The organism is Sphingomonas faeni, from assembly GCF_030817315.1.
GTDB lineage: Bacteria > Pseudomonadota > Alphaproteobacteria > Sphingomonadales > Sphingomonadaceae > Sphingomonas > Sphingomonas faeni_C.
Map to the genome: position 1 here is coordinate 1,056,941 of NZ_JAUSZF010000001.1, position 23,098 is coordinate 1,080,038.

The 23,098-nt window shown below is 66.7% G+C and carries 22 protein-coding genes; 10 read left to right on the forward strand and 12 right to left on the reverse strand.

Going from position 1 to position 23,098, the window contains the following annotated elements; translation table 11 throughout:
* Nucleotides 1-4: 4 nt before the first annotated feature.
* Together QFZ54_RS04950 and QFZ54_RS04955 are read right to left on the reverse strand one after the other, a co-directional pair.
* Complete coding sequence (locus tag QFZ54_RS04950; RefSeq protein ID WP_307084969.1) at nt 5-1,588, reverse strand: sensor histidine kinase; 1,584 nt, start codon at nt 1,586-1,588, stop codon at nt 5-7.
* Entirely contained in the window at nt 1,557-2,264 is a 708-nt protein-coding gene (locus QFZ54_RS04955) for a response regulator transcription factor (RefSeq protein ID WP_307084972.1), read from the reverse strand. The genes QFZ54_RS04950 and QFZ54_RS04955 overlap by 32 nt, the downstream gene beginning before the upstream one ends.
* Before the next feature lie 181 nt (nt 2,265-2,445).
* On the opposite strand from QFZ54_RS04955, the gene QFZ54_RS04960 reads away from it, so the two are divergent.
* Nucleotides 2,446-4,056, forward strand: coding sequence for a phosphoenolpyruvate carboxykinase (locus QFZ54_RS04960; protein ID WP_307084974.1), 1,611 nt, complete (start codon nt 2,446-2,448; stop codon nt 4,054-4,056).
* A gap of 129 nt (nt 4,057-4,185) precedes the next feature.
* Here QFZ54_RS04960 and QFZ54_RS04965 read toward each other — a convergent pair whose 3' ends face one another.
* Together QFZ54_RS04965 and QFZ54_RS04970 are read right to left on the reverse strand one after the other, a co-directional pair.
* Nucleotides 4,186-4,623: an NfeD family protein gene (locus QFZ54_RS04965; protein WP_307084976.1), complete on the reverse strand. Its 438-nt coding sequence runs from the start codon at nt 4,621-4,623 to the stop codon at nt 4,186-4,188.
* The gene (locus QFZ54_RS04970) at nt 4,623-5,609 is read right to left on the reverse strand and encodes an SPFH domain-containing protein (RefSeq protein ID WP_307084979.1); all 987 of its coding nucleotides are present in this window, start codon (nt 5,607-5,609) and stop codon (nt 4,623-4,625) included. Before QFZ54_RS04970 ends, QFZ54_RS04965 begins: the two co-directional genes overlap by 1 nt.
* A 118-nt stretch (nt 5,610-5,727) precedes the next feature.
* Between QFZ54_RS04970 and guaB the strand changes: the two genes are divergently transcribed.
* From guaB to QFZ54_RS04985, 3 genes are all read left to right on the forward strand, one after another.
* A complete protein-coding gene (gene guaB, locus QFZ54_RS04975; protein WP_307084981.1) occupies nt 5,728-7,185 on the forward strand; it encodes an IMP dehydrogenase in 1,458 nt (485 codons plus the stop codon).
* Between the two features lie 442 nt (nt 7,186-7,627).
* Nucleotides 7,628-8,815, forward strand: coding sequence for an RsmB/NOP family class I SAM-dependent RNA methyltransferase (locus tag QFZ54_RS04980; RefSeq protein WP_307084983.1), 1,188 nt, complete (start codon nt 7,628-7,630; stop codon nt 8,813-8,815).
* Between the two features lie 56 nt (nt 8,816-8,871).
* Nucleotides 8,872-9,372 (forward strand): tetratricopeptide repeat protein, encoded by a 501-nt coding sequence (locus QFZ54_RS04985; RefSeq protein ID WP_307084985.1) that lies wholly within the window; start codon nt 8,872-8,874, stop codon nt 9,370-9,372.
* A gap of 118 nt (nt 9,373-9,490) precedes the next feature.
* Here the strand turns inward: QFZ54_RS04985 and rsmA are convergent, their stop codons facing one another.
* The 4 genes from rsmA to QFZ54_RS05005 all read right to left on the reverse strand — a co-directional run bounded on the left by rsmA (nt 9,491) and on the right by QFZ54_RS05005 (nt 15,080).
* A complete protein-coding gene (gene rsmA, locus QFZ54_RS04990; RefSeq protein ID WP_307084987.1) occupies nt 9,491-10,306 on the reverse strand; it encodes a 16S rRNA (adenine(1518)-N(6)/adenine(1519)-N(6))-dimethyltransferase RsmA in 816 nt (271 codons plus the stop codon).
* Nucleotides 10,303-11,334, reverse strand: a complete 1,032-nt coding sequence (pdxA, locus tag QFZ54_RS04995) for a 4-hydroxythreonine-4-phosphate dehydrogenase PdxA (protein ID WP_307084989.1) — start codon at nt 11,332-11,334, stop codon at nt 10,303-10,305. The genes rsmA and pdxA overlap by 4 nt, the downstream gene beginning before the upstream one ends.
* On the reverse strand, nt 11,312-12,733 hold the full coding sequence (locus QFZ54_RS05000) for a peptidylprolyl isomerase (RefSeq protein WP_373458447.1): 1,422 nt from the start codon (nt 12,731-12,733) through the stop codon (nt 11,312-11,314). Before QFZ54_RS05000 ends, pdxA begins: the two co-directional genes overlap by 23 nt.
* A gap of 82 nt (nt 12,734-12,815) precedes the next feature.
* Complete coding sequence (locus QFZ54_RS05005) at nt 12,816-15,080, reverse strand: LPS-assembly protein LptD (RefSeq protein WP_373458449.1); 2,265 nt, start codon at nt 15,078-15,080, stop codon at nt 12,816-12,818.
* Between the two features lie 216 nt (nt 15,081-15,296).
* On the opposite strand from QFZ54_RS05005, the gene QFZ54_RS05010 reads away from it, so the two are divergent.
* From QFZ54_RS05010 to QFZ54_RS05025, 4 genes are all read left to right on the forward strand, one after another.
* Nucleotides 15,297-16,796 carry a leucyl aminopeptidase gene (locus QFZ54_RS05010; protein ID WP_307084999.1) on the forward strand — a complete coding sequence of 500 codons (1,500 nt, stop codon included), beginning with the start codon at nt 15,297-15,299 and terminating at the stop codon, nt 16,794-16,796.
* A 116-nt stretch (nt 16,797-16,912) separates the two neighbouring features.
* A complete protein-coding gene (locus QFZ54_RS05015) occupies nt 16,913-17,359 on the forward strand; it encodes a DNA polymerase III subunit chi (RefSeq protein WP_307085001.1) in 447 nt (148 codons plus the stop codon).
* A 73-nt stretch (nt 17,360-17,432) separates the two neighbouring features.
* On the forward strand, nt 17,433-17,855 hold the full coding sequence (gene ndk, locus QFZ54_RS05020) for a nucleoside-diphosphate kinase (RefSeq protein ID WP_307089276.1): 423 nt from the start codon (nt 17,433-17,435) through the stop codon (nt 17,853-17,855).
* Nucleotides 17,855-18,373, forward strand: coding sequence for a GNAT family N-acetyltransferase (locus QFZ54_RS05025; RefSeq protein ID WP_307085003.1), 519 nt, complete (start codon nt 17,855-17,857; stop codon nt 18,371-18,373). Before ndk ends, QFZ54_RS05025 begins: the two co-directional genes overlap by 1 nt.
* Nucleotides 18,374-18,472: 99 nt before the next feature.
* Here QFZ54_RS05025 and QFZ54_RS05030 read toward each other — a convergent pair whose 3' ends face one another.
* From QFZ54_RS05030 to purM, 4 genes are read right to left on the reverse strand one after another with little or no spacing between them, the layout of a single operon-like run.
* Nucleotides 18,473-19,078 (reverse strand): hypothetical protein, encoded by a 606-nt coding sequence (locus QFZ54_RS05030; RefSeq protein ID WP_307085005.1) that lies wholly within the window; start codon nt 19,076-19,078, stop codon nt 18,473-18,475.
* Nucleotides 19,075-19,440 carry an MmcQ/YjbR family DNA-binding protein gene (locus QFZ54_RS05035; RefSeq protein WP_307085007.1) on the reverse strand — a complete coding sequence of 122 codons (366 nt, stop codon included), beginning with the start codon at nt 19,438-19,440 and terminating at the stop codon, nt 19,075-19,077. Before QFZ54_RS05035 ends, QFZ54_RS05030 begins: the two co-directional genes overlap by 4 nt.
* Entirely contained in the window at nt 19,437-20,009 is a 573-nt protein-coding gene (gene purN / locus QFZ54_RS05040; protein WP_307085009.1) for a phosphoribosylglycinamide formyltransferase, read from the reverse strand. The genes QFZ54_RS05035 and purN overlap by 4 nt, the downstream gene beginning before the upstream one ends.
* Nucleotides 20,002-21,117: a phosphoribosylformylglycinamidine cyclo-ligase gene (gene purM / locus QFZ54_RS05045; protein WP_307085011.1), complete on the reverse strand. Its 1,116-nt coding sequence runs from the start codon at nt 21,115-21,117 to the stop codon at nt 20,002-20,004. Before purM ends, purN begins: the two co-directional genes overlap by 8 nt.
* A gap of 64 nt (nt 21,118-21,181) precedes the next feature.
* Here purM and QFZ54_RS05050 point away from each other — a divergent pair, with 64 nt between their 5' ends.
* Together QFZ54_RS05050 and QFZ54_RS05055 are read left to right on the forward strand one after the other, a co-directional pair.
* Nucleotides 21,182-22,426, forward strand: a complete 1,245-nt coding sequence (locus tag QFZ54_RS05050) for a heavy-metal-associated domain-containing protein (protein WP_307085013.1) — start codon at nt 21,182-21,184, stop codon at nt 22,424-22,426.
* Between the two features lie 11 nt (nt 22,427-22,437).
* Nucleotides 22,438-23,082, forward strand: coding sequence for an HdaA/DnaA family protein (locus QFZ54_RS05055; protein WP_056482954.1), 645 nt, complete (start codon nt 22,438-22,440; stop codon nt 23,080-23,082).
* The last annotated feature ends 16 nt before the right edge of the window (nt 23,083-23,098 follow it).

Below are 23,098 nucleotides of genomic sequence, written 5' to 3' on the forward strand. Positions count from 1 at the left end.
GTCCTTACTCCGGCATCTCGGCGAGCGGTAGCCTTACGACGAAGCGCGCGCCATCGAGCCGGTCCTCGCGCGATTCAACGAAGATCGTCCCCTGGTGGCCATCGACGATAGTGCGCGCGATCGCGAGGCCCAGTCCGGAATGCTGCCCGAACGTCTCGCTGTCCGGGCGGACCGAATGAAAGCGCTTGAACACGTCCTCGCGCGCCTCTTCCGGAACGCCGGGACCTTCGTCCTCGACGCGAATGACCAGGTCCTCGTTTTCCCGGATCGCGGAGACGGCGATCAGGCCTGCGTCGGGCGAGAAGGACAGCGCATTGTCGATCAGATTCTCGAACACGCGTTCCAGCCTCGCGCCTTCGCCTAGTATGACCGTGCGATCGTCGGGGTTGCGATCGAACCTCAGGCGGATGCCGCGCTCGACACCGCGCGCATCGCGCTGCGCGACCAAGCCGTCGATCATCGCGGCGATATCGACCGGCTCGAACTTCGCGCGGCTGAGCTGCGCGTCGAGTCGCGAGGCCTCGGAGATGTCCGAGAGCAACCGGTCGAGCCGGTGGACGTCGTCGCGGACGATCGCGAGCAGCTGCGCCTGCAATGCCGGGTCCTTCACGCGCGACAGTCCCTCGACGGCGGACCGGAGCGAGGCGAGGGGGTTCTTCATCTCGTGCGTGACGTCGGCGGCGAATGCCTCGGTCGCGTCGATCCGCGCGCGGAGTGCGAGGCTCATGTCGGAGAGCGCGCGTGCGAGCATCCCGAGTTCGTCGCGACGAGAGGGCAGGCGCGGCACCACGACTTCGCGGGCCCGCCCCAGCCTGACCCTTACCGCCGCTCGCGCCAGGCGACGGAGCGGACGGACGATGGTGCGCGCCAGGAACAACGACAACAGGATCGAGACGATCGACACGCCCAGCAGGACCATGCTCAGTCGGAACCGCTCGATCCGCACCGTCTTGGTGATGTCGCGCGCATTGACCGTCGTCATCACGACGCCACCGGCGCGAAGCGGCGCGGCCGCGGTCAGCACCGGCGTACGATCGGGCGCGCGCCAGACCGTCGTCGAAACGAGGCTGCGTCCGCGGACTGCGGCTACGTCGGGCCATTGCTGCTTGCCGCTACGCTCGCGGTAGAGCGGGGGGCGGGGCGCCATCACGATGACGTCGATCGCCGCGTCCAGGAACCGGGCAATCGTCTGGTCCCAAGCCTCCTTGTCGGGGTCCATCAACACGAAGTTCCGCAGGCCCAGTGCGCGGCTGTCGACGACGGCTCGGCCCGCCGCATCGAACAGCCGGATCCGCGAACCGGTATCGCGTGCGAGCCTGACCACCAGCGGATCGCGCAACGCCGGATCGACCGCGGCGACCGCCTCGCCGATCAGCCGTGCTTCCCGCGCCGTCTGCGCGACGCGGTTGTCGACCACCCGGCTGCGGTACGAATCGAGATAGAAGAACCCGCCCGCCAGCAGCAGCAGCGCGAAGATGTTGACCGCCAGGATCCGCCGCGTGAGCGAGATCTGACCCGACCACCGCAGCGTGAGATCGCGGCCGTCGACGCCCAGTTCATTCCTCAGAAAATCGATACCCGGCACCATATAATGTCTCGATAGCGTCGAACGCGGGATCGACCTGCCTGAATTTGCGGCGGAGTCGTTTTATGTGGCTGTCGATGGTCCGGTCGTCGACATAAATGTCGTCCTGATACGCGGCATCCATCAGCTGGTTGCGCGTCTTGACGATGCCGGGACGCTGCGCGAGCGTCTCCAGGATCATGAACTCGGTGACCGTCAGCGTCACCGGCTCGCCACCCCAGAGCGTCCGGTGCCGCGCCGGGTCCATGCTGAGGCGTCCGCGATCGAGCGGCCCGGCGGCCTCCTCTGCGGTCTCGGTTCCGGGCGACTGGGTGAGTTCCGTCCGGCGCAGGATCGCACGGATGCGCGCGATCAGCAGCCGCTGCGAGAACGGCTTGGCGATATAGTCGTCCGCGCCCATCGCGAGGCCGAGCGCCTCGTCCAGTTCGTCGTCCTTGCTGGTCAGGAAGATCACCGGAACCTGGCTCTTCTCGCGGAACCTGCGGAGCAGTTCGAGCCCGTCCATCCGCGGCATTTTGATGTCGAACACCGCGAGATCGGGCGGGTTGTCGGTCAGCGCCTTCAACGCCGTCTCGCCGTCGGAATAGACGCGCGTGACGAAGCCTTCGGTCTGCAACGCGATCGACACGGAGGTCAGGATGTTGCGGTCGTCGTCGACCAGCGCGATCGTTGCCGTCATTTCTGGGTCGCTTGCCTTGGTCGTTGGCATGTCGGCGTAGGGCAAACCGCGTCTGCACTCAACTAGAGCCGTATCGGGACAGCGCTGCATATTAGCGTGTTTGACCGGTGGAAACCGGCCCCGTACAGCCGGGCGCAACGACATACATACGTATGCGCTAAAAACTTAGGAGAGAGAGCCCGTGTCGAACGAGCGTATTCCGGCCGTCGGCCTACCCGCGCAGGGGATCGAAACCCGCGCCAATCTGCACTGGAACCTGGTCACTGCACAACTCGTCGAGGCCGCGCTCGAACGCGGTGAGGGGACGCTGTCCGCAGACGGTCCGCTGGTCGTCGAGACCGGCGCGCATACCGGTCGCTCGGCGCAGGACAAGTTCATCGTCCGCGATGCCGAGACCGACGCGACCGTCTGGTGGGGCAAGAGCAACAAGGCGATGGAGCCCGCGCATTTCGCCGCGCTGAAGGAGGATTTCTTCGCCGCGCTCGCCGCCAAGGACGAGCTGTTCGTGCAGGATCTGTACGGCGGCTCGCAGGTCGATCACCGCGTGCAGGTCCGCGTCGTCACCGAACTGGCGTGGCATAACCTGTTCATCCGGACGATGCTGGTACGGCCCGAACAGGCGGCGCTGAAGGACTTCGTCGCGGACTACACGATCGTCGACCTGCCCAGCTTCCGCGCCGATCCCGCGCGGCACGGCTGCCGCAGCGAGACGGTGATCGCGGTCAACTTCACCGACAAACTGATCCTGATCGGCGGCACCAAATATGCCGGCGAGATGAAGAAGTCGGTGTTCGGGCTGCTCAACTATCTCCTCCCGCCGACCGGGGTGATGCCGATGCATTGCTCGGCGAACATGGGCGCGAACGGCGATACCGCGGTGTTCTTCGGGCTGTCGGGCACCGGCAAGACGACGCTCTCGGCCGACGCCAGCCGCACGCTGATCGGCGACGACGAGCATGGCTGGTCGGATACCGCGGTCTTCAATTTCGAGGGCGGGTGCTACGCCAAGATGATCCGTCTCTCCGCAGATGCCGAGCCGGAGATCTTCGCGACCACCAAGCGGTTCGGGACGGTGCTGGAGAACGTCGTGATGGATCCGGCGACGCGTCTGCTCGATCTCGACGATCATACGCTGGCCGAGAACAGCCGCGGCGCGTACCCGATCGACTTCATCCCGAATGCGTCCGCCGAGAATATGGGGCCGGTACCGCGCAATATCGTCATGCTGACCGCGGACGCGTACGGCGTGCTGCCGCCGATCGCCAAGCTGACGCCGGACCAGGCGATGTATCACTTCCTGTCGGGCTACACCGCGCGCGTCGCCGGGACCGAGATCGGCGTGACCGAGCCCGATGCAACCTTCTCTACGTGCTTCGGCGCACCGTTCATGCCGCGGCATCCGTCGGTGTACGGCAATCTGCTCAAGGAGCGGATCGCGAAGGGGGGAGTCGATTGCTGGCTGGTCAACACCGGCTGGACCGGCGGCAAATACGGCGTCGGCAACCGCATGCCGATCAAAGCGACCCGGGCGCTGCTGAACGCCGCGCTCGACGGGAGCCTGAACGATGCCGAGTTCCGGACGGACCCGAACTTCGGATTCGAAGTGCCGGTGAGCGTACCGGGCGTCGACAGCGCGATCCTCGATCCACGGACGACCTGGGCAGACAAGGACGCCTACGACGCGACGGCGGCTAAGCTGGTCGACCTGTTCGTGGAAAACTTCGCCCAGTTCGCCGAACATGTCGACGAAGGCGTCCGCCAAGCCGCGCCGAAGGTGCGGGAAGCGGCCTAGACCTCCTCTCCCCCCGGGGCAGAGGAAGGGGCCCGCACGACGAAGTCGGGTGGGAAGGTGAGGGCACGTGATACGGCGTGCCCTCACCGCGCCGCTACGCGGCTTCCCTCTCCCCTTAAGGGAGAGGGTTTAGAGCGGCTCCACCACCAACTCACCATCAACAACTGCAGTCACCCTAACCCGAGCACCGGCGCCCGCATCCTCGCCACGAGCCGGCCAACTCCCGTCGCCCACGAGTACCCGACCACGCCCCCCAACCAGCGCCGTCTCCACCATGACAACCTGACCAACCAACCGCGCCGAGCGATCGTTCAACATCGGATCCCCGCCCTCGACCGGATAGTCCCGATACCAGCGCTTCCCGATCAGCACCGTAACCGCACTCCACACAGCGAACGCGCCGAGCTGTACCGCCACCGGCAGGTCCGGCAGCACGAACACTGCCGCCCCCGTCACCGACGCAGCGATGGCGAGAAACACCAGGAACACCCCCGGCACCGCCAGCTCGGCGATCCCCAGCACCAGCGCCGCAATCAGCCACGCGCCAGCTGCACCGATTGCGTCCATCAGTTCTTCGGAACCTCGGTCGACTTCGACAACTCGAACGGCCCGCGAGCGGCAGGCTTGGCCGGCGGCGACGCCGTCGCATCCCGCAACGCATCCTTCGCCAGCTCGCCAATCCCCCCAAGCGTCCCCATCAACTGCGTAGCCTCAACCGGGAACAGGATCGTCTTCGCATTGGGCGAGGTGGCGAACTTGCCGATCGCCTCGACATATTTCTGCGCGATGAAGTAATTGATCGCCTGCGCGCCACCCTCCTCGATCGCCTGAGACACCGCCCGCGTCGCCGAAGCCTCGGCAACGGCAGCCCGCTCGCGAGCCTCGGCGTCGCGGAACGCCGATTCCTTGCGCCCCTCGGACTCGAGAATCCGCGCCTGCTTCTGCCCCTCGGCCCGCAGGATCTCGGACGCCCGCGAACCCTCTGCATCGAGGATGTTCGCCCGCTTCTCGCGCTCGGCCTTCATCTGCCGCCCCATCGCATTGACGATATCAGCCGGCGGGCGAATGTCCTTGATCTCGACGCGCGTGATCTTCACCCCCCACGGCGTCGTCGCGTGATCGACGACGTTGAGCAGCCGCGCATTGATCTCGTCGCGCTTCGACAGCGTCTCGTCGAGGTCCATCGACCCCATCACCGTACGCAGGTTCGTCGTCGTGAGCTGCAACAGCGCCTGGTACAGGTCCGACACCTCGTACGCCGCCTTCGCCGAGTCGAGCACCTGGAAGAACACGACCCCGTCGGTCGAGATCATCGCATTGTCCTTGGTGATGATCTCCTGCCCGGGGATGTCGATCACCTGCTCCATCATGTTCACTTTCCGCCCGACGCGGTAGAAGAAGGCGGGGTAGAAATTGAAGCCGGGCCGCGCGACCGTCGTGAACCGGCCGAAATGTTCGATCGTGTATTGATAGCCCTGGTGGACGATCTTGATGCTGGTGAAGAGGTACAGCAGCACCAGCGCCAATAAGAGTGCGGCAACGGTCAAGCCCATCGAACATCCCCATCCGTGTATCGCGCCGCTATAGCACGTCGCGCGCGACAGGGCCTAGCCGGATGCGCCCGCTTTGGTTACATGGCGCGCCACCTCACACCCAGGAACGGCAGCTCTCATGGATATCCGCCTCGGCCTCACATTCGACGACGTCCTCCTGTATCCGGGGGAATCGGACGTGCTGCCAAGCCAGGCCGATACCCGCACGCAGCTGACGCGCGGCATCGCGCTCAACATCCCGATCCTCTCGTCCGCGATGGACACCGTCACCGAGGCCGACATGGCGATCGTCATGGCGCAGCTCGGCGGCATCGGCGTGCTTCACCGCAACCTGACCGTCGAGGAGCAGGTGGTGGCGGTGCGCCAGGTCAAGCGTTTCGAATCGGGGATGGTGGTCAACCCGATCACGATCAGGCCGACCGCGACTCTCGGCGAGGCTCAAGCCCTGATGTCGGGCCATCGGATCAGCGGCATCCCGGTCGTGGAAGCGGACGGCAAGCTCGTCGGCATCCTCACCAACCGCGACGTGCGTTTTGCGGGCGATCCGAAGCAGCCGGTCAGCGAGCTGATGACACACGAGAACCTCGCCACCGTCTCGACCGAAGTCGGCAAGGAAGAGGCACGCCGCCTGCTCCACGCTCGCCGCATCGAGAAGCTGCTGGTGGTCGACGCGCAGTATCGCTGCGTCGGGCTGATCACCGTCAAGGACATCGAGAAGGCGGTGATGTTCCCGGATGCCACCAAGGACGAAGCGGGCCGCCTGCGCGTGGCCGCGGCGACGACGGTCGGCGACAAGGGCTTCGACCGGACCGAGCAACTGGTCGACGCCGGCTGCGACCTGATCGTGATCGACACTGCGCACGGCCACAACCGCGACGTCGGCCGTGCGGTCGAGCGCGTGAAGAAGCTGTCCAACTCGGTGCAGGTGGTGGCAGGCAACGTCGCGACCGGCGAAGCGACGCGTGCGCTGATCGGTGCGGGCGCGGACGGGATCAAGGTCGGCATCGGCCCCGGCTCGATCTGCACCACGCGCGTGGTCGCCGGCGTCGGCGTGCCGCAGCTCACCGCAGTGATGGATTGTGCCGAGGCTGGCCACAAGGCCGGCGTCCCGGTGATCGCCGACGGCGGCATCCGCACCTCGGGCGACATGGCCAAGGCGCTCGCGGCCGGCGCGTCCACCGTCATGATCGGCTCGCTGCTGGCCGGGACCGACGAGGCACCGGGCGAGACGTTCCTGTACCAGGGCCGTGCGTACAAGTCGTACCGCGGCATGGGCTCGGTCGGCGCGATGGGCCGCGGCTCGGCGGATCGTTACTTCCAGGGCGACATCAAGGATCAGCTGAAGCTCGTGCCCGAGGGTATCGAGGGGCAGGTCGCGTATAAGGGCCCGGCGAAGGATGTGATCCACCAGCTCGTCGGCGGCATAAAGGCAGCGATGGGCTATACCGGCTCGGCAACCATCCCGGACCTCCAGGCCCGCGCCGAGTTCGTGCAGATCACCGGTGCGGGCTTGATGGAGAGCCACGTCCACGACGTGACGATCACCCGCGAAGCGCCCAACTACCCCACGCGGTAACGGCACTTCCCCCCTCCCTGAAAGGGAGGGGCAGGGGGTGGGTAGGTTTCCCCAAGCTCTTCCGCGAGTGGCCAAAACGAGCCGACCCACCCCCAACCCCTCCCTTCCAGGGAGGGGGCAAGTCGCGCCCGTCGCTACCTGGCGCCCTAATCGCGATCCTACCCAAAGCTATTTTTCCGTCATCCCGGCGAACGCCGGGACCCACGGACACGGCGGACCCAGCGAAGCGCGCAACCACCACGCAAACCGCAAACGTGGGTCCCGGCGTTCGCCGGCATGACGTGGAAAAGGATGACGGGGGCGGGGGATGGGAACTACCGCAACCCGCCCCAATCCCGAAATTATTCCCCTCCCGCCCGCGGGAGGGGCTAGGGGAGGGGATGATGACGAACACCCCGTACCAAACTTCCCCCCGAACCTACGCGAAATCGGGAGCCAACACGTGACTCCCCCAGCACGCACCCAGGCCGCGATCGAACTCCTCGACCAGATCATCGCCGCCGCCCGCGAATCCGGCGCCGCCGCCGACACGCTGATCGCTCGCTATTTCGCCACCCGCCGCTACGCCGGCTCCAAGGACCGCCGCGCCGTCCGCGAACTCGTCTACGCCGCGATCCGCAAGGCCGGCGACCGCCCCGAAAACGGGCGCGCGGCCATGCTCCTCGTCGCCGATGCCGATCCTGAAGTCGCCGCGACGTTCGACGGCTCGACCCACGCGCCGGCCCCGATCGCCAAGGACGAACCGCGCGCCCGCGCAGGTGTCGCACCGCAGTGGCTGAGCAAGGCTCTCCGCGCGTCCGGCCTGGACGGCGCCGCGCTGACCGACCTCGCCGGCCGCGCCACGCTCGATCTCCGCGTCAACACGCTGATCTCGGACCGCGCGACCGTCCTCGCCACTCTCCCCGAGGCCGAAGCCACCCCCCACGCACCGGACGGCATCCGCCTCCCGACCGGCACCAACGTCGAAGCACTCCCGCTCTTCAACGAAGGCGCGCTCGAAGTGCAGGACGAAGGCAGTCAGCTTGTCGGCCTCGCGATGCAGGCCAAACCGGGCGAACGGATCGTCGATCTCTGCGCAGGCGCCGGCGGCAAGACGCTCGCGCTCGCCGCGACGATGAAGAACGAAGGCGTCATCCTCGCCTGCGACACCGACCGCAACCGCCTCTCGCGCCTCGCTCCCCGCGCGACCCGCGCCGGCGCGACGATCGTCGAGAGCCGCCTGCTCAACCCGACGCGCGAGATCGAGGCGCTCAGCGAATGGGCCGGTCGCGCCGACGGCGTGCTCGTCGACGCACCGTGCTCGGGCACCGGCACGTGGCGGCGCAATCCCGAGGCGCGCTGGCGGCTCACCCCCGACCGTGTTTCGCGGCTGCAATCGACGCAGCAGCAGGTGCTCTCGGTCGCCGCCACGCTGGTCAAGCCCGGCGGCGCGCTCGTCTACATCGTCTGCTCGCTGCTCGACGCCGAGGGCACCGACCAGGTCAGCTGGTTCCTGAACGCGCATCCCGGCTGGACGACCGAGCCCCTGACACTCCCCGCCGGCGCGAAACACGGCCACGGCGTCCGCCTCGAACCCGGCCGCGACGGCACCGACGGCTTTTTTGTCGCGCGCCTCCGGGCTGCGTGCTAGCCAGCCGACCTATGGCTCAACTCATGGCCAAACCTGTATCCCGCCTGGAGACGATGATGCGTTTTTCGTCCGTTGCCCTTGCCGCCGCGCTTACCGTCGTGTGCGTGTCGACATCGCTCAGCGGCCAGCGCCCCGACGCGCAGATCGACGCCCGGTCGATGCAGTTGCTGGCGCAAGGCCGCGCGCTGGTCGCCGCGGGCAATCTCGATGGCGCGACGGACGTCTTGGAAACGTCGGTCGCGGTCGATCCGCGCAACCGGGGGGCATTCCTCCTGCTCGCGCGCGTTGCCGAAACCCGTGACCTTCCCGGCAAGGCGATCCGCCTGTACCGCGAGGCCTTGCTGCTTGAACCCAACGACGTCGCCGCGCTCAAGGGGCAGGGCGAGGCGCTGGTCGCCAAGGGCGCCGTAGTCCGCGCGAAGGACAACCTCGTAAAGATCCGCACGCTCTGCAAAGGGGTGTGCCCGGAAGCGACGCAGCTAGCCGCGGTAATCGCCAAGGGCCCCCCGATCACAACCGCGCAAGTCGAGAAAACGCCGGTAGCCGCCAAGGACTAACGCACTCCCCTTTTATGAAAGGGAGGGGCAGGGGGTGGGTAGGCCGCTCGTGTCGCAGCCGTCCGTCATACGGAAGCCAACCTACCCCCAACCCCTCCCGCCAAGGGAGGGGGGAAGATCAGCGTGTCTCGCGCGCCAAAGCCGTAAAATCCGCAACCGACAGCGTCTCCGCCCGCCGCGTAGCCTCCACCCCAATCCGCTCAAGCGCATCCAGCGCCCCCGGCACGCCCTTCAAACTCTGCCGCAACATCTTCCGCCGCTGCCCGAATGCCGCACCCGTCAGCCGCTCCAGCACCGCAAAGTTCACCCCCTCGGGCGCCTCCACCGGCACCAGATGCACCACCGCCGACATCACCTTCGGCGGCGGCGTGAACGCAGACCGGTGCACCGGCATCGCGATCCGCGCCGTCGAGCGCCACTGCGCCAGCACCGCCAACCGCCCGTAATGATCGTCATTGGTCTTGGCGACGATCCGCTCGGCGACTTCCTTCTGGAACATCAGCGTGCACGATTGCCACCACGGCAACCACGACGTCGACAGCCAGCCGACCAGCAGCGCGGTGCCAATATTATACGGCAGGTTCGACACGATATGCGGCTTGCCCTCGAACAGCGCAGGCGCGTCGACTTCCATCGCATCGCCCTCAATTACCCGCAGCTTACCCGGATACGCCTCGCCGAGCTCCGCCAGCGCCGGAATACACCGCCGATCGCGCTCGATTGCTGTCACGCGCGCACCAGCGGCAAGCAGCGCACGCGTCAGGCCACCAGGACCAGGCCCGACTTCGAGCACTTCGGCATCCTGCAAATCACCCGGCACAGCCGCGATCCGCTTGAGCAACTGCCCGTCGAACAGAAAATTCTGCCCAAGCGCCTTGCTCGCGTTCAGTCCATAACGCGCGATCACCTCGCGCAGCGGCGAAAGTTCCGTCACGCCGCGCTGCTGGCGCGCAGGTCCGCCGCCTCGCCGGCCATCCGGATCGCCGCGATCATCGCGCCCGGTTCGGCGAGGTTCTTGCCGGCGATGGCAAACGCAGTGCCGTGATCCGGCGAGGTGCGGACGATCGGCAGGCCCAGCGTCATGTTCACGCCTTCGTCGAAATGGATCGTCTTGAGCGGCACCAGCGCCTGATCGTGGTAACAGCACATCACGACGTCGTATGACGTGCGCGCCCGCGGGTGGAACATCGTATCCGCCGCGAAAGGCCCGGTCGCATCGATACTTTCCTCGCGAAGGATAGCGATCGCCGGCGCGATGATTTCGATCTCCTCGCGTCCAAGCGCACCCTGTTCGCCAGCGTGCGGATTGAACCCCGCAAAGGCGAGCCGCGGGTTCTCGATTCCAAAGTTCTTCAACAACCCGCGCGCCGTCGCCCGGCCCTTGGCAACGATAAGCTCGATCGTCAGCAGCGCCGACACTTCCTTCAACGGCACGTGGGTCGTGATCGGCACGACCTTCAGCGACGGCCCGGCGAGCATCATCACCGCATTATCGCCCGCCACACCGTAGCGTTCGGCCACGAACTCGGTCTGGCCCGGATGACTGAAGCCGATCGCGTAAAGCTGCGACTTCGAAACCGGCCCCGTCACCAGCGCACGCGCAGCACCCGTGCGGACAAGACCAACGGCGAGTTCCAGCGAATGCAAGGCACAGCGCGCCCCATCCGCGTCGGGCTCACCCGGCACGATTGCCCCCGCATCGCTCACGGTCAGCACCGGCAACGCCTCGCCGAACACAGCTGCCCCCGCGTTCAGATCCGCGATACGCGCGATCGGGCCCGCCCACACGCGCTCGATCGCCCGCGCATCGCCGACCGCGACGAACGGCGGCAAGTGGTGCGTCTCGCGCGCATCCCAGGCCTTGGCGATGATCTCGGGCCCGATCCCGGCAGGATCGCCCATCGACACCGCCAGTGGCGAGACGCGGCTCACGATCCAATCACCGATATTCGACCACGGCATCGCGCCGCAGATCGCGCAGCTTCTGCTGGGCGCGCAAATTGACGCGCTGCTGTTCGAGCTGCCCCTGGATCTGCTCGGAGTTCGGCACCGAACCGCCGGATGCTTCGTCGCGACCGCACAGCACCAGCGCACGAACGCCCTGTTCCGCGGACCCGAACGGCGGGCTCGACTCACCGACCTGGAGCTTCAACATCACTTCCTGAAGCTGCGGTGGCAGGTCGCGGATGCGGACTGTATCGTTGTCGACCACGTCCGCGCCGATCCCGGCCGCGACCTTCTCGACCGTACCGCAGCCGCGCAGCTCCTGCGTCGCCTTGGCAAACGCCTGCGCCCGCGCGCTGGCCTGCGCCTGGTTGGTGTTCGGCGGGAAGCGCAGCGTCAGCTGCTTCAGGCTGAGCTTGGCGTCACGCGGGTCGGCGGTCAGCACCTGCCGCTTGTCGGTCAGGTACAGGATCGAATAGCCACCCGAGACCTCGATCGGCCCGGCAACCTGGCCGACCTGCATCGAGGTCGCGGCTTCGGCTAGCTGGGCCGGCAACGTCGCAGTCCGGATCCAGCCGAGATCGCCACCGACCGCGCGGGTCGACGCTTCGGAGAATTGACGCGCGTAATATTCGAACGGCTGCGCGCCCTTCTGGATCTCCTGCAGGATCTGCTTGGCGTTCGCATAGACCTGCTGGCTGTTCGCCGGCGTCGCCGCGAGATAGATTTCCTTGAGGTTGAACTCGTCGGTGCCCTTGGCCGCCTGGAGACGGTCGATGATCGACTTCACTTCCTCGTCGCCGACGTTGACGAACGGCTCGACGCGGCGACGCAGATAGCGCTGCCACGCCAGCTCGCCCTCGATCTGCCGCTTCAGCGACCGCTCCGACGAGCCCGACTCGCGCAGATACGCACGCATCGCGACCGGCGTGCGGTTGAAGCGCTTCGACACCGCGTCATAGCTCTGCGTCAGCTCGGCCGGGGTAATCGTGATATCGGCGGTCTTCGCTTCCTGGATCTGAAGCGTCTCGTCGATCAACTGGCGCAGCACCTGCAACTTCAGCCGCTCGCGGTCCTCCGGCGACAGCTTCGCCTCGTTCGCCATCGCCACCAGCGAGACACGCTGGTCGACGTCGGTGCCGGTGATAACCGTGTCGTTGACGATCGCGGTCGGCTTGCGGACGTTGGGGTCGACCTTGCCGAAGATCTGGAGGTTGGTCGGGATGTCGAGACCGGTATTGTCCGGCACGCTCTGGTCCTGGACCGTCCGACCCGCGCCGGCCTGACCCGCGGCACCTTGCGGGGGAGCGCCTTGCGCGATCGCGCTTGCCGCCAGCGCGGCCAAAACCACCGAACCGATCACACGGCCGCCACGCGCCGCCAGTCGAACATTATGCTTCAAGTGTCGGTATCCCATCATCGCACGCCATACATCGCACCGTCATTGCCCTGACGACGCATATGCGGCGCGGTTTGCCCCAAAGTAGCTGAACGCGGGCTTAGCGGCCGAGGTTGGTGAAGGCCAGCGTCAACAGGAAGCTGTTGCCCTTACGCGCGTCGCCGGTGTCGTTGTAGGTCCGCCGCCACGTCCCGCCGAGACGCAGGCAGTCGTCCTCATACTGCACGCCGAGCCGGTGACGGATCGGCGTGAAGCCGTCGCTGCGGGACAGCGGATCTTCCGATGCGTTGGTGAGATCGACCACGCCCGAGCCGAACGCCGACCAGAACCGCGCGAACTGCACGCGACCTGCAACACGGACTTCCTCGCGGTCGCGCAGATCCTCGATCGAGGCATCGATGTTGCGGTTGAGCTTCAGATACCCGACCAGCACATACGTCGCGCGCGAACCGATCGTCGCGTCCAACTCGTTGCGACGGATCGCAAAGCCATCCTTGTCGAGCCGGTAGCGGTGGACGATCGAGACGAAGTCGCGGAACCGGAGTTCGCTGCGCCCGACGATGTCGGAGAACCGGTCGCTGAGGCCGGTGCCGTCGGGCAAAATCGTCGGCCGCGTGTCCACACGGTAGCTCTGGCCGACGTCGGTGGTGAACGCGATACCCGGCAAATCGAGCGCCCATTCGCCACCATAAGTGACGCGCGACGAATCCTCGAACCGATCATAGCCGGCGAACCGGTTGAGCGAGAACAGGTTGGTGTCGTCCAGGTCGACCGCGCGCGAATCCTCGTTCGGCAACGTGATATTGGCCACCTTGGGCGCCGCGACGAACTGCACGCGTGGCGTAAAGCGCTGCGTCCCGCCCATGAACGTGCCGATGAACGGCCATTTCACGTCCACCGCGGCCGCGCCGATGACGCGCTGGCGGAAACCTTCGAGCCCCTGATAGCTGGGGATCGTGGTACTGATGTCGTTGGTATTGTAGAGATCACCGCGCGCAAACGCCGTGAACACGACCTCCTGGCCCCAGTTCGTGAAGCGGCGCAGGTCCCATTGTAGGCTGCCGAACGCGCGTTGCGTATCCTGGCCATCGGTGCGGGTCAGCGCGAGCGTATTCAGCTGGAGCTGGAACCGGCCACCGACCAGCCCGTCGTCGAAGCGCTTGCGATAATCGATCTCGGGCAGCGCGATCGGCTGTTCCCCCTGCCTGTCGGCCACGCGCAACGTCTGCGCGTACCAGCCGCTCAGCGAGAAATAGCTGCTGTCGTCGATCCGCTCCAGGCTGGCCGTGGTGCGCAGCCGATCGTCGCGCGAAATGTCGTAGCGACGCAGGAACGTCCGGTCCGTCGTCAGGCGAAGCGAACCGCTCGCGGTCCAGTTCGGCGACAGCTGATACCGCGCCATGCCGTCGATATAGCCGCGAAACGCCATGCTCGTGTCGGTCGGGGTGGCGGTCGTCAGATCGTCGCTGCGCCGGCTTTCGGTCGCATAGGCGCGTATCTTGAACGCACCCTTCGGATTCAGCGCGGAATAGTCGACCTGCGCCATCGGCAGCACGCTGCTGTAGATGTGCGGCGTGATGACCAGCCCCTGGTTGGGGGCGAGCTTCCAGTAATAGGGGACGCTGACTTCGACGCCGTTGACGCGGCTGTAGCCACCATTCGGCGAGAGCAGACCGCTATCGCTGCCGCCACCGACCGGGTTCGAGAATTCGGGCAGCGGCAGGCTCGGCAACCCGAACAGATGCAGCCGCGCCCCCTTGTAGAAGATGCGCTTGCGTTCTGGCCGATAGGTGACGCGGACCGCGGTGATCTTCCACGTCGGTTCCTTCGGGCAACCGGCGGTGTTGGTGACGCTGCACGGCGTGTAGGCGGCCGTCTTCAGATTGACCGTGCCATTGGCGTCGCGCGTGCCCTGCTTGGCCGCCAGACGTCCGCCCTGTTCGAGCACGACGAGCATGTTATCGACCACGCCGTCCTTCAGCGAGTCGGTAAGGTTGATCTCGTCGCCATACGCGATGTCGCCTTCGGGATTGGTGACTGCGATGTTGCCGGTCGCGACGACCTTGCCGGTCTTGCGGTCCCACACGACCTTGTCGGCGCGCAGGCGACTGCCCTGACGGAACATGCGGACTTCACCGGTCGCGGTGACGATATCGGTGTTGGTGTTGTATTCCAGCGCCGTGGAGCTGAACTGCACCTGGTCTTCGGCCGGCGTCGCCGTCGACGCATTGGCAACCGGCAGGTCCTGAACCGGTGGCGCGACCCGACGGTTCTGGAAATCCTGGGCCTGCACGGGTGAACTAGCCAGTCCGCACGCCAGCGCGAGCGAAACGGCACAACCCGTCAAAAGGTCGATACGCAACACGATCCGAACCAACCCCTTTGGCACTGGGCAGCCGTTTGCCGCCATATCGCCCGCCTATCGCACCACCGGCCCTTCGCTGCAATCGCATCCCGCACTCGCTTGCAGCCGCGTCGCTGCAATCATCGGGCGTTGAGGCGCTCCACCTTGCTTTGCCGGACCCGCGGCATCAACTTATGGGGTACGCACATCCGTTCAAAAGCTTCCCGAGGTTTCTTCATGCAGATCGTCTTCGCCCCGACCGTTCCCGCCAACGCCCCGATCCTGGCCGTCCCCGTCGCGAAGGACGGCGTGGCGCAGACCAAGTGGAGCGCGATCGGCGGCGATGTCGAGGCGGTGGCGACCAGCGCGGCGAGCGCGGCACGGTTCGCAGGCGAGGCGGGTTCGGTCGTCGAGCTGTTCGTGCCCGTCGACGGTGCAGTCCGCCAAGTTCTGCTCGTCGGCGTCGGCGCAGGCGAGAACGCGGATTGGGAAAAGGCGGGCGGCGCGATCACCGCACGCCTGCTGACCTCGGGCGCGACCTCGGTCGTCGCCGACCTCTCCGCCGGCGCCACGCCGACTCCGAAGGCCGCCGCGCACTTCGCCGCCGCCGCCGCGCAGCGCGCATGGCGCTACGACACGTACCGCACCAAGCTTCCCGAGAAGTCGACGCCGACTCTGACCGAGATCACCATCGCCGGCGCGCCCGAGGGCACCGATGCGGCGTGGGCCGAGCAGTTGGCGGTCACCGGCGGTCTCGACCTGACGCGCTGGCTGGTCACGTCGCCGCCGAACGTCGTCTATCCCGAGAGCTTCGTCGAGAAGGTGACCAAGGAGGTCGAGGGCCTCGGCCTGGAGATCACCGTGCTCGACGAAGCGCAGATGACCGAACTCGGCATGGGCTCGTTGCTCGGCGTCAGCCAGGGCTCGCGGCGTGAAGCACGCATCCTCGCGCTGAAATGGAACGGGGCAGGGGCCGATGCGCCGACGCTCGCGTTCGTCGGCAAGGGCGTGACGTTCGATTCGGGCGGCATCTCGATCAAGCCCGGCGCGGGCATGGAAGACATGAAGTGGGACATGGGCGGCGCTGGTGCCGTCGCCGGCGCGATGAAGGCACTGGCCAGCCGCAAGGCGAAGGCGAACGTCGTCGGCGTGATGGGTCTCGTCGAGAACATGCCCGATGGCGCCGCACTGCGCCCGAGCGACGTCATCACGTCTATGTCCGGCCAGACGATCGAAGTGCTCAACACCGACGCCGAGGGACGCCTCGTGCTCTGCGATTGCGTCACGTGGGTGCAGCAGGCGCACAAGCCGACCACGATCGTCGATCTCGCCACGCTGACGGGGGCGATGATCGTCGCGCTCGGCACCGAGAATGGCGGCATCTTCGCCAATGACGACACGCTCGCCGACCAGCTGATTGCGGCCGGCAAGACCACCGGCGACACGCTCTGGCGCTTCCCGCTGTCGCCTGCCTACGACAAGCTGATCGATTCGCCGATCGCCGACATGAAGAACGTGGGGCCCCGCGGCGCGGGCTCGATCACCGCGGCGCAGTTCATCAAGCGCTTCGTCGACGAAGGCGTGAAGTGGGCGCATCTCGACATCGCCGGCATGGTCTGGTCCGACAAGCCCGGCACGAACCACGACAAGGGCGCCACCGGCTACGGCGTGCGGTTGCTCGACCAATTCGTCGCGGACAATTTCGAGCAATTCGTCGCGGACAATTTCGAGGGCTGAACGCAAGAATTCCCCTCCCGCTTGCGGGAGGGGTTAGGGGAGGGGCCAACCGCGAGCGGTGTCGAGCGAGGCGAACCCCTCCCCCGACCCCTCCCGCAAGCGGAAGGGGAGTAAGAATGCAGGTCGATTTCTACCACCTAACAGCCCCCCTCGACCGCGTCCTCCCGCGCATCGCCGAGCGCGTTGTCGCAACCGGCGGCCGTCTCCTCATAGTCGCCGAACCCCAGGAACAACGCACCGCCCTCGACCGCCTGCTCTGGTCCTACGCCCCCGAGAGCTTTCTCCCCCACGCCCAGGCCGGCAGCAACGACGATGCAGCGCAACCCATTCTGATCGCGGACGACATACTCGAAACCGCCCCGGCCAATGCGGCGCGCAACGTCGCGATCGTCGATGGTCGGTGGCGTGACCTTATCCTGACCTTCGACCGGGGCTTTCATCTCTTCGACGACGAAGCTATCCAGGAAGCGCGCCTCGCATGGAAAGCGCTAGCCGACCGCGACGGCGTCGAACGCCGCTACTGGAAACAGAACGACGCCGGACGCTGGGAACAGGCCGCCTAGTTGCATTCGGACCGCCCCGGCTCTAGGGCGGCGCCACTTTTCCAAAGCTTTATCACAGGAGCCCGTGACCATCATGGCCGCGAACCGTACCTTTTCGATCATCAAGCCCGACGCAACCCGCCGCAACCTGACCGGTGCGGTCACCAAGATGCTCGAGGAAGCCGGCCTGCGCGTCGTCGCTTCGAAGCGCATCCAGATGACCCGCGAGCAGGCCGAGGGCTTCTACGCGGTCCACAAGGAGCGTCCGTTCTTCGGCGAGCTCGTCTCGTTCATGATCTCAGGGCCTGTCGTCGTCCAGGTTCTCGAAGGCGAGAACGCGATGCAGCGCAACCGCGACATCATGGGCGCCACCAACCCCGCCAACGCCGAGCCCGGCACGATCCGCAAGGAACTCGCCGAGTCGATCGAAGCCAACACCGTGCACGGTTCGGATTCGGACGAGAACGCCGCAATCGAGATCGCGTACTTCTTCAAGCCCGAAGAAATCGTCGGCTGATGACCTGGCGGTTGCGACGGGCAGGGCCGGGCGATGCGCCCGCGCTGTCGCTCGTCGCATCCGCCACGTTCCTCGACACCTACGCGACCGTGCTGACCGGGGCCGACATTGTCGCCCACTGCACGATGAAGAATAGCATCGCCACGTTCGAGACGTGGCTGGCCGACCCCGCGACGATCGTGACGCTCGCCGAGCACGAGCCCGGCCACGCACCGATCGGCTACACGGTGCTCACGGGACCCGATTTCCCGATCGAGTCCGGCCCCGCGGACATCGAACTCCGCCGCATCTACCTGATGAAGCACGCGCAAGGCACAGGCCTGGGCGCCGCACTGATGATGCGTGCCTTGGAAGACGCCTCCGTGGCAGGCCGAACCCGCGTCCTGCTAGGCGTATGGGACCAGAACACCCGCGCCCGAGCCTTCTACGAACGCCACGGCTTCAAGGTAATCGGCGCCCGCCAGTTCACCGTCGGCGCCACTCTCCACGAAGACCCGGTCTACGCACGAGCGGTGTGAGGATTAGAACGGGCGGCCACCGCCCCCTTGTTCTCCCGCGAAGGCGGGAGCCCAGTCTGGATCCCCGCCTTCGCGGGGAAACATGCTGTAGGGTGCGACCTAGGCCGCAGGCTTCTCTTTCGCCCAGATCGCATCGAGCCGCGCCTGATCCCCGCCACGCTGCCGAACCCGCAAGCCCTCGAGCTTCAACGCGCGCCCCCGCAGCATCCGCCCCTCGGTCTTCCAGATCACATCGTAGATCCCAACCGCCGAGCGAGTCCGGTCGCCGTCGAAATACTGCACGCTCACCAGCACCGGCAGCCGCCCCGCACGATCGTCCGAACCACCATCGGTCAGCTTCAGCATCGGCGCCGAGACCCACGAGGCGTCGATGATCGGCTCGGCCGGCGGCCGCTGCGGCGATACGCCAAGCGCCTTGGGAAACGTGATCGTCACGTCCTGAAGGTCATGCCGCGCATCCTTCAGCAACAGCGTATCGCCGCCATCCTGCACGATCGCCGACAGATCGATCTTCGTCCGCTCGCGCGCCGCACTCGATTGCGCGGCAAGCTTGTCCGCCTCGTTAGCCCGGTGATCCGACCAGTTCGTCCACAACGTCAGCGCGGCGATCAGCACGCCTGCAACCGCCACGACTTCCGCCAGCGTGACCCAGCGCCGCCGCGTCGCCGCAGCCTCGCGCCGTTCGGTCGGGGTCTCGCCGCTCATCGCCCACCGGCTTCCAGCAGGCGGGCAGGGGCCGCCAGTTCCCAACTCCGCGCGATCCGGTCCTCCACCAGCGCCCAGTCCGGATCGCCCGCAAGGTTCACGCCGACCCACCCGGTCGCACCAAGATACGCGGGCCGCGAATACACGCCCGGGTTGGCCTCGATCAGCATCGCCTGCTCGTCGGCTCCACCCGTCTTTACGCACACCACGGTCAGCCCATCGTCATGATGGTCCGCCCGGAACTGCGCGAACTGCTTGCCCGCGACGAAGAACGTCGGCTGGCCATGCGACACCGTTTCGTCGGTCTCGGGCAACGCCAGCGCCGCCGCACGAACGCGGTCGAGAGGGGACAGATCGGTCATCGCGTCACGAACTCCGCCAAGATCTTGGGATACAGCACATGTTCGGCCGCAAGTACGCGCTCCGCAAGCCCATCCGCATCGTCATCCGCAAGGATCGGTACCTCGGCCTGCCCCAGCACCACGCCGCCGTCGAGTTCCTCGGTCACGACGTGCACCGAGCACCCGCCGACCGCATCCCCCGCCGCGATTGCCCGCGCGTGCGTGTCGAGCCCCTTGTACTTGGGCAGCAGCGAAGGATGGATGTTGACGATCCGATCGCGCCACGCTGCGACGAAACCGTCCGACAGCAACCGCATATACCCGGCCAGCGCAACGACCTCGACGCCAGCCTCGCGCAACGCCGCATCGATCGCCGCCTCGTAAGCAGGCTTCCCTAAACCCTTGGGTGAAAGCGCAAACGTCGCCAGACCCTGCGACCGCGCCCATTCGAGCCCAGCCGCATCCGGCTTGTCCGAAGCCACCAACGCGATCTCATACGGACACTCGGCCGCGCGCGACGCGCCGACCAGCGCCATCATGTTCGATCCGCGCCCGGAGATCAGCACGCCGACCCGCGTCTTCTCAGCCATGCGTCGCGGTCCAGTCCTCGCGCGCGCTCCACGTACCCGCAGACCCACGAACCGTGCAGCCATGCGCCCCGGTCTCGATTCGCCCGATCGTGAACACCGTCTCGTCCGCCGCCTCCAGTGCCGAAGTCACCGCCTCGGCCTCGTCGGAACTCACGATCGCAACCATCCCGATGCCGCAGTTGAACGTCCGCGCCATTTCTTCCGGCTCGATCGCGCCCTGCGCCTGCAGGAACGCCATCAATCGCGACTGCTCCCACGCATCCGCGTCGACCACCGCATGCACACCGTCCGGCAGGACGCGCGGAATGTTCTCGAGCAGGCCACCGCCGGTGATATGCGCCAGCCCCTTGATCCGCCGCTCGCGCAGCAAAGGCAGCAGGCTCGCCACGTAAATGCGAGTCGGCGCCATCAAGTGATCGATCAGCAACTTGTCCTGGTCGAACAGCGCAGGCCGATCGAGCTTCCATCCGCGGTCGGTCGCCAGCCGCCGAACCAACGAGAAGCCGTTCGAATGCACGCCCGATGAGGCCAACCCGAGTATCACGTCGCCGACCGCGATCTCGCGCCCGGTGAGTACGTTGGTCCGCTCGACCGCACCCACGCAGAAGCCCGCGAGATCGTAATCGCCATCCGCATACATGCCCGGCATCTCGGCGGTCTCGCCTCCGATCAGCGCGCAACCCGCGGTCTTGCAACCCTCGGCGATCGAGGCAACGACACGCTCGGCGACCGCCGCGTCCAGCTTCCCGCTCGCATAATAATCGAGGAAGAACAGAGGCTCGGCGCCCTGGACGATCAGATCGTTGACGCACATCGCGACCAGGTCGACGCCGACGCCCTCATGCCGATCCCATTCGATCGCCAGCTTCAGCTTGGTGCCGACGCCATCGTTCGCCGCGACCAGCAACGGATCGACGAACCCCGCCGCCTTCAGATCGAACATCCCGCCGAACCCGCCAAGATCCGCGTCCGCGCCCGGCCGTCGCGTCGAGCGCGCGAGCGGGGCGATCGCCCGCACCAGCGCGTTGCCCGCGGCGATCGAAACGCCTGCTTGAGCGTAGGTATAGGAGCCCGTGGCGGGAGCGGCGGTGTCTGGCGTATCGGTCATGATCGGTGCTGCTAGCCACATCGCGCTTGGATTTCCACGTCTGCTTCGCCAAAAGGCCCGCTTGATGCGTATCCGTACCCTCCCCACCGCGCTTGCCGGCGCCGCTTTGCTGCTCAGCGGCGGAGCCGTGCTCGCGCAGATCGAGGGCGGCAGCCGAGGCGCAGCCCCGGTCGACAGCGGCAGCGCCTACGAGGTGAGCGGCGTCACGGTCGACGTAGCCGGCAAGACCGCGGACGCCGCGCGCTACAGCGGCTGGCGGCTCGCACAACGGAAAGCCTGGGTACAATTGTCGAACCGTCTCGGCGGCGGTGGTGGCCTCGTCTCCGACGGCACGCTCGATTCGCTGGTCTCCGGGATCGTCGTCGAGAACGAACAGATCGGCCCGCAGCGGTACATCGCCAAGCTCGGCGTCTTGTTCGATCGCACCCGCGCCGGATCGATCCTCGGCATCTCGACCTATGCCGATCGCTCGCAGCCCATGCTCGTCATCCCGATCCAATATTCGGGCGGCGTCGGCCAGGCGTTCGAGCAGAGCACGCAGTGGCAGCAGGCCTGGGCGCGCTATCGCACCGGCAACAGCAGCATCGACTATGTCCGCCCGTCCGGCTCGGGCCCCGATGCACTCCTGCTCAACGCCGGCCAGACGCAGCGCCCCGGCCGAGGCTGGTGGCGGACGATCCTCGACCAATATGGCGCGAGCGACGTGTTGAGCCCGGTGGTGAAGCTCTATCGCCAATGGCCTGGTGGCCCGGTGATCGGCGTGTTCGAAGCGCGTCACGGCCCCGACAACGACCTGATCGGACGGTTCACGCTCCGTGTGGGAACGTCCGACGGCCTGCCGCAATTGCTCGACACCGGCGTGAAGCGGATCGACGACCTGTACCAACAGGCGCGCCGCAACGGTTCGCTCCGCGTAGACTACAGCCTGTCGCCGCCGCCGGAGCCCGAAGCCCCGGTCATTGACGACCTGCCAACCGATGAGACCGCAGACGCCAATACCGCGGTCCTGACCGGTGGTGCCGGCAGCTCGATCACGGTCCAGTTCGACACGCCCGCCGCCAACGCCGTGTCCTCGACCGAGGCTGCCCTCCGCGCCATCCCCGGAGTCCGCTCGGCGGCGACGACCAGCCTCGCGCTCGGCGGCGTCTCGCTGATGCGGGTCGCCTATGACGGTGATCCGGCGGCGCTCAAGACCGCGCTCGAAGCCCGCGGTTACCAAGTCTTCGGTTCCGGCCAGACGATCCGCATCCGCCGGGTTTCCCAACTTCTTCCGCCGGATCTACCCGCGGACAACGTGACGACAGGGTGAGCGCGACCAAGATGACTCAAATCGCGCTGCCACTCGGGTGGCCGGCGGACCCTCGCGACGACGCCTTCCTGGTTACCCCATCGAACTCGCGGGCGGTCCACACGCTGGAGCATACCGCCACCTGGCCCGTCATGACTGCCATCCTCACCGGCCCGCGCAAGTCGGGTCGCAGCCTGCTCGCGCGGATCTTCGCGGCGAAGAGCGGCGGCACGATCATCGACGATGCCGAACGTGTGCCGGAGGCGCAACTGTTCCACGCCTGGAACCGCGCGCAGGAGGAGCACAAGCCGCTGCTGATCGTCGCCGACGCCGCGCCGCCCGAATGGAAGGTCAAGCTCCCCGATCTCCGCTCGCGCTTAGCCGCCAGCCCGATCGCGGCGATCGGCGCGCCTGACGACGAGCTTATGCGGCTATTACTGGCGCACCTTTTCGAGCGCCGCAGCCTCGATGCGCGGCCCGATCTGATCGACTGGCTCGCGACCAGAATCGAGCGCAGTCATATTACCGTAACGCGAACCGTCGATGCGCTCGATCAGGAGGCGATGGAACGTCGCAAGCGCTTGTCCATTCCTCTAGCACGAACCACACTGACCGAGGCCGGTCTGATCCTCCGGCCGCAGCTCGCTCTCGACCTCCCGCTCTTTACCCCACCATAAGACCCCCAAGAGGCCC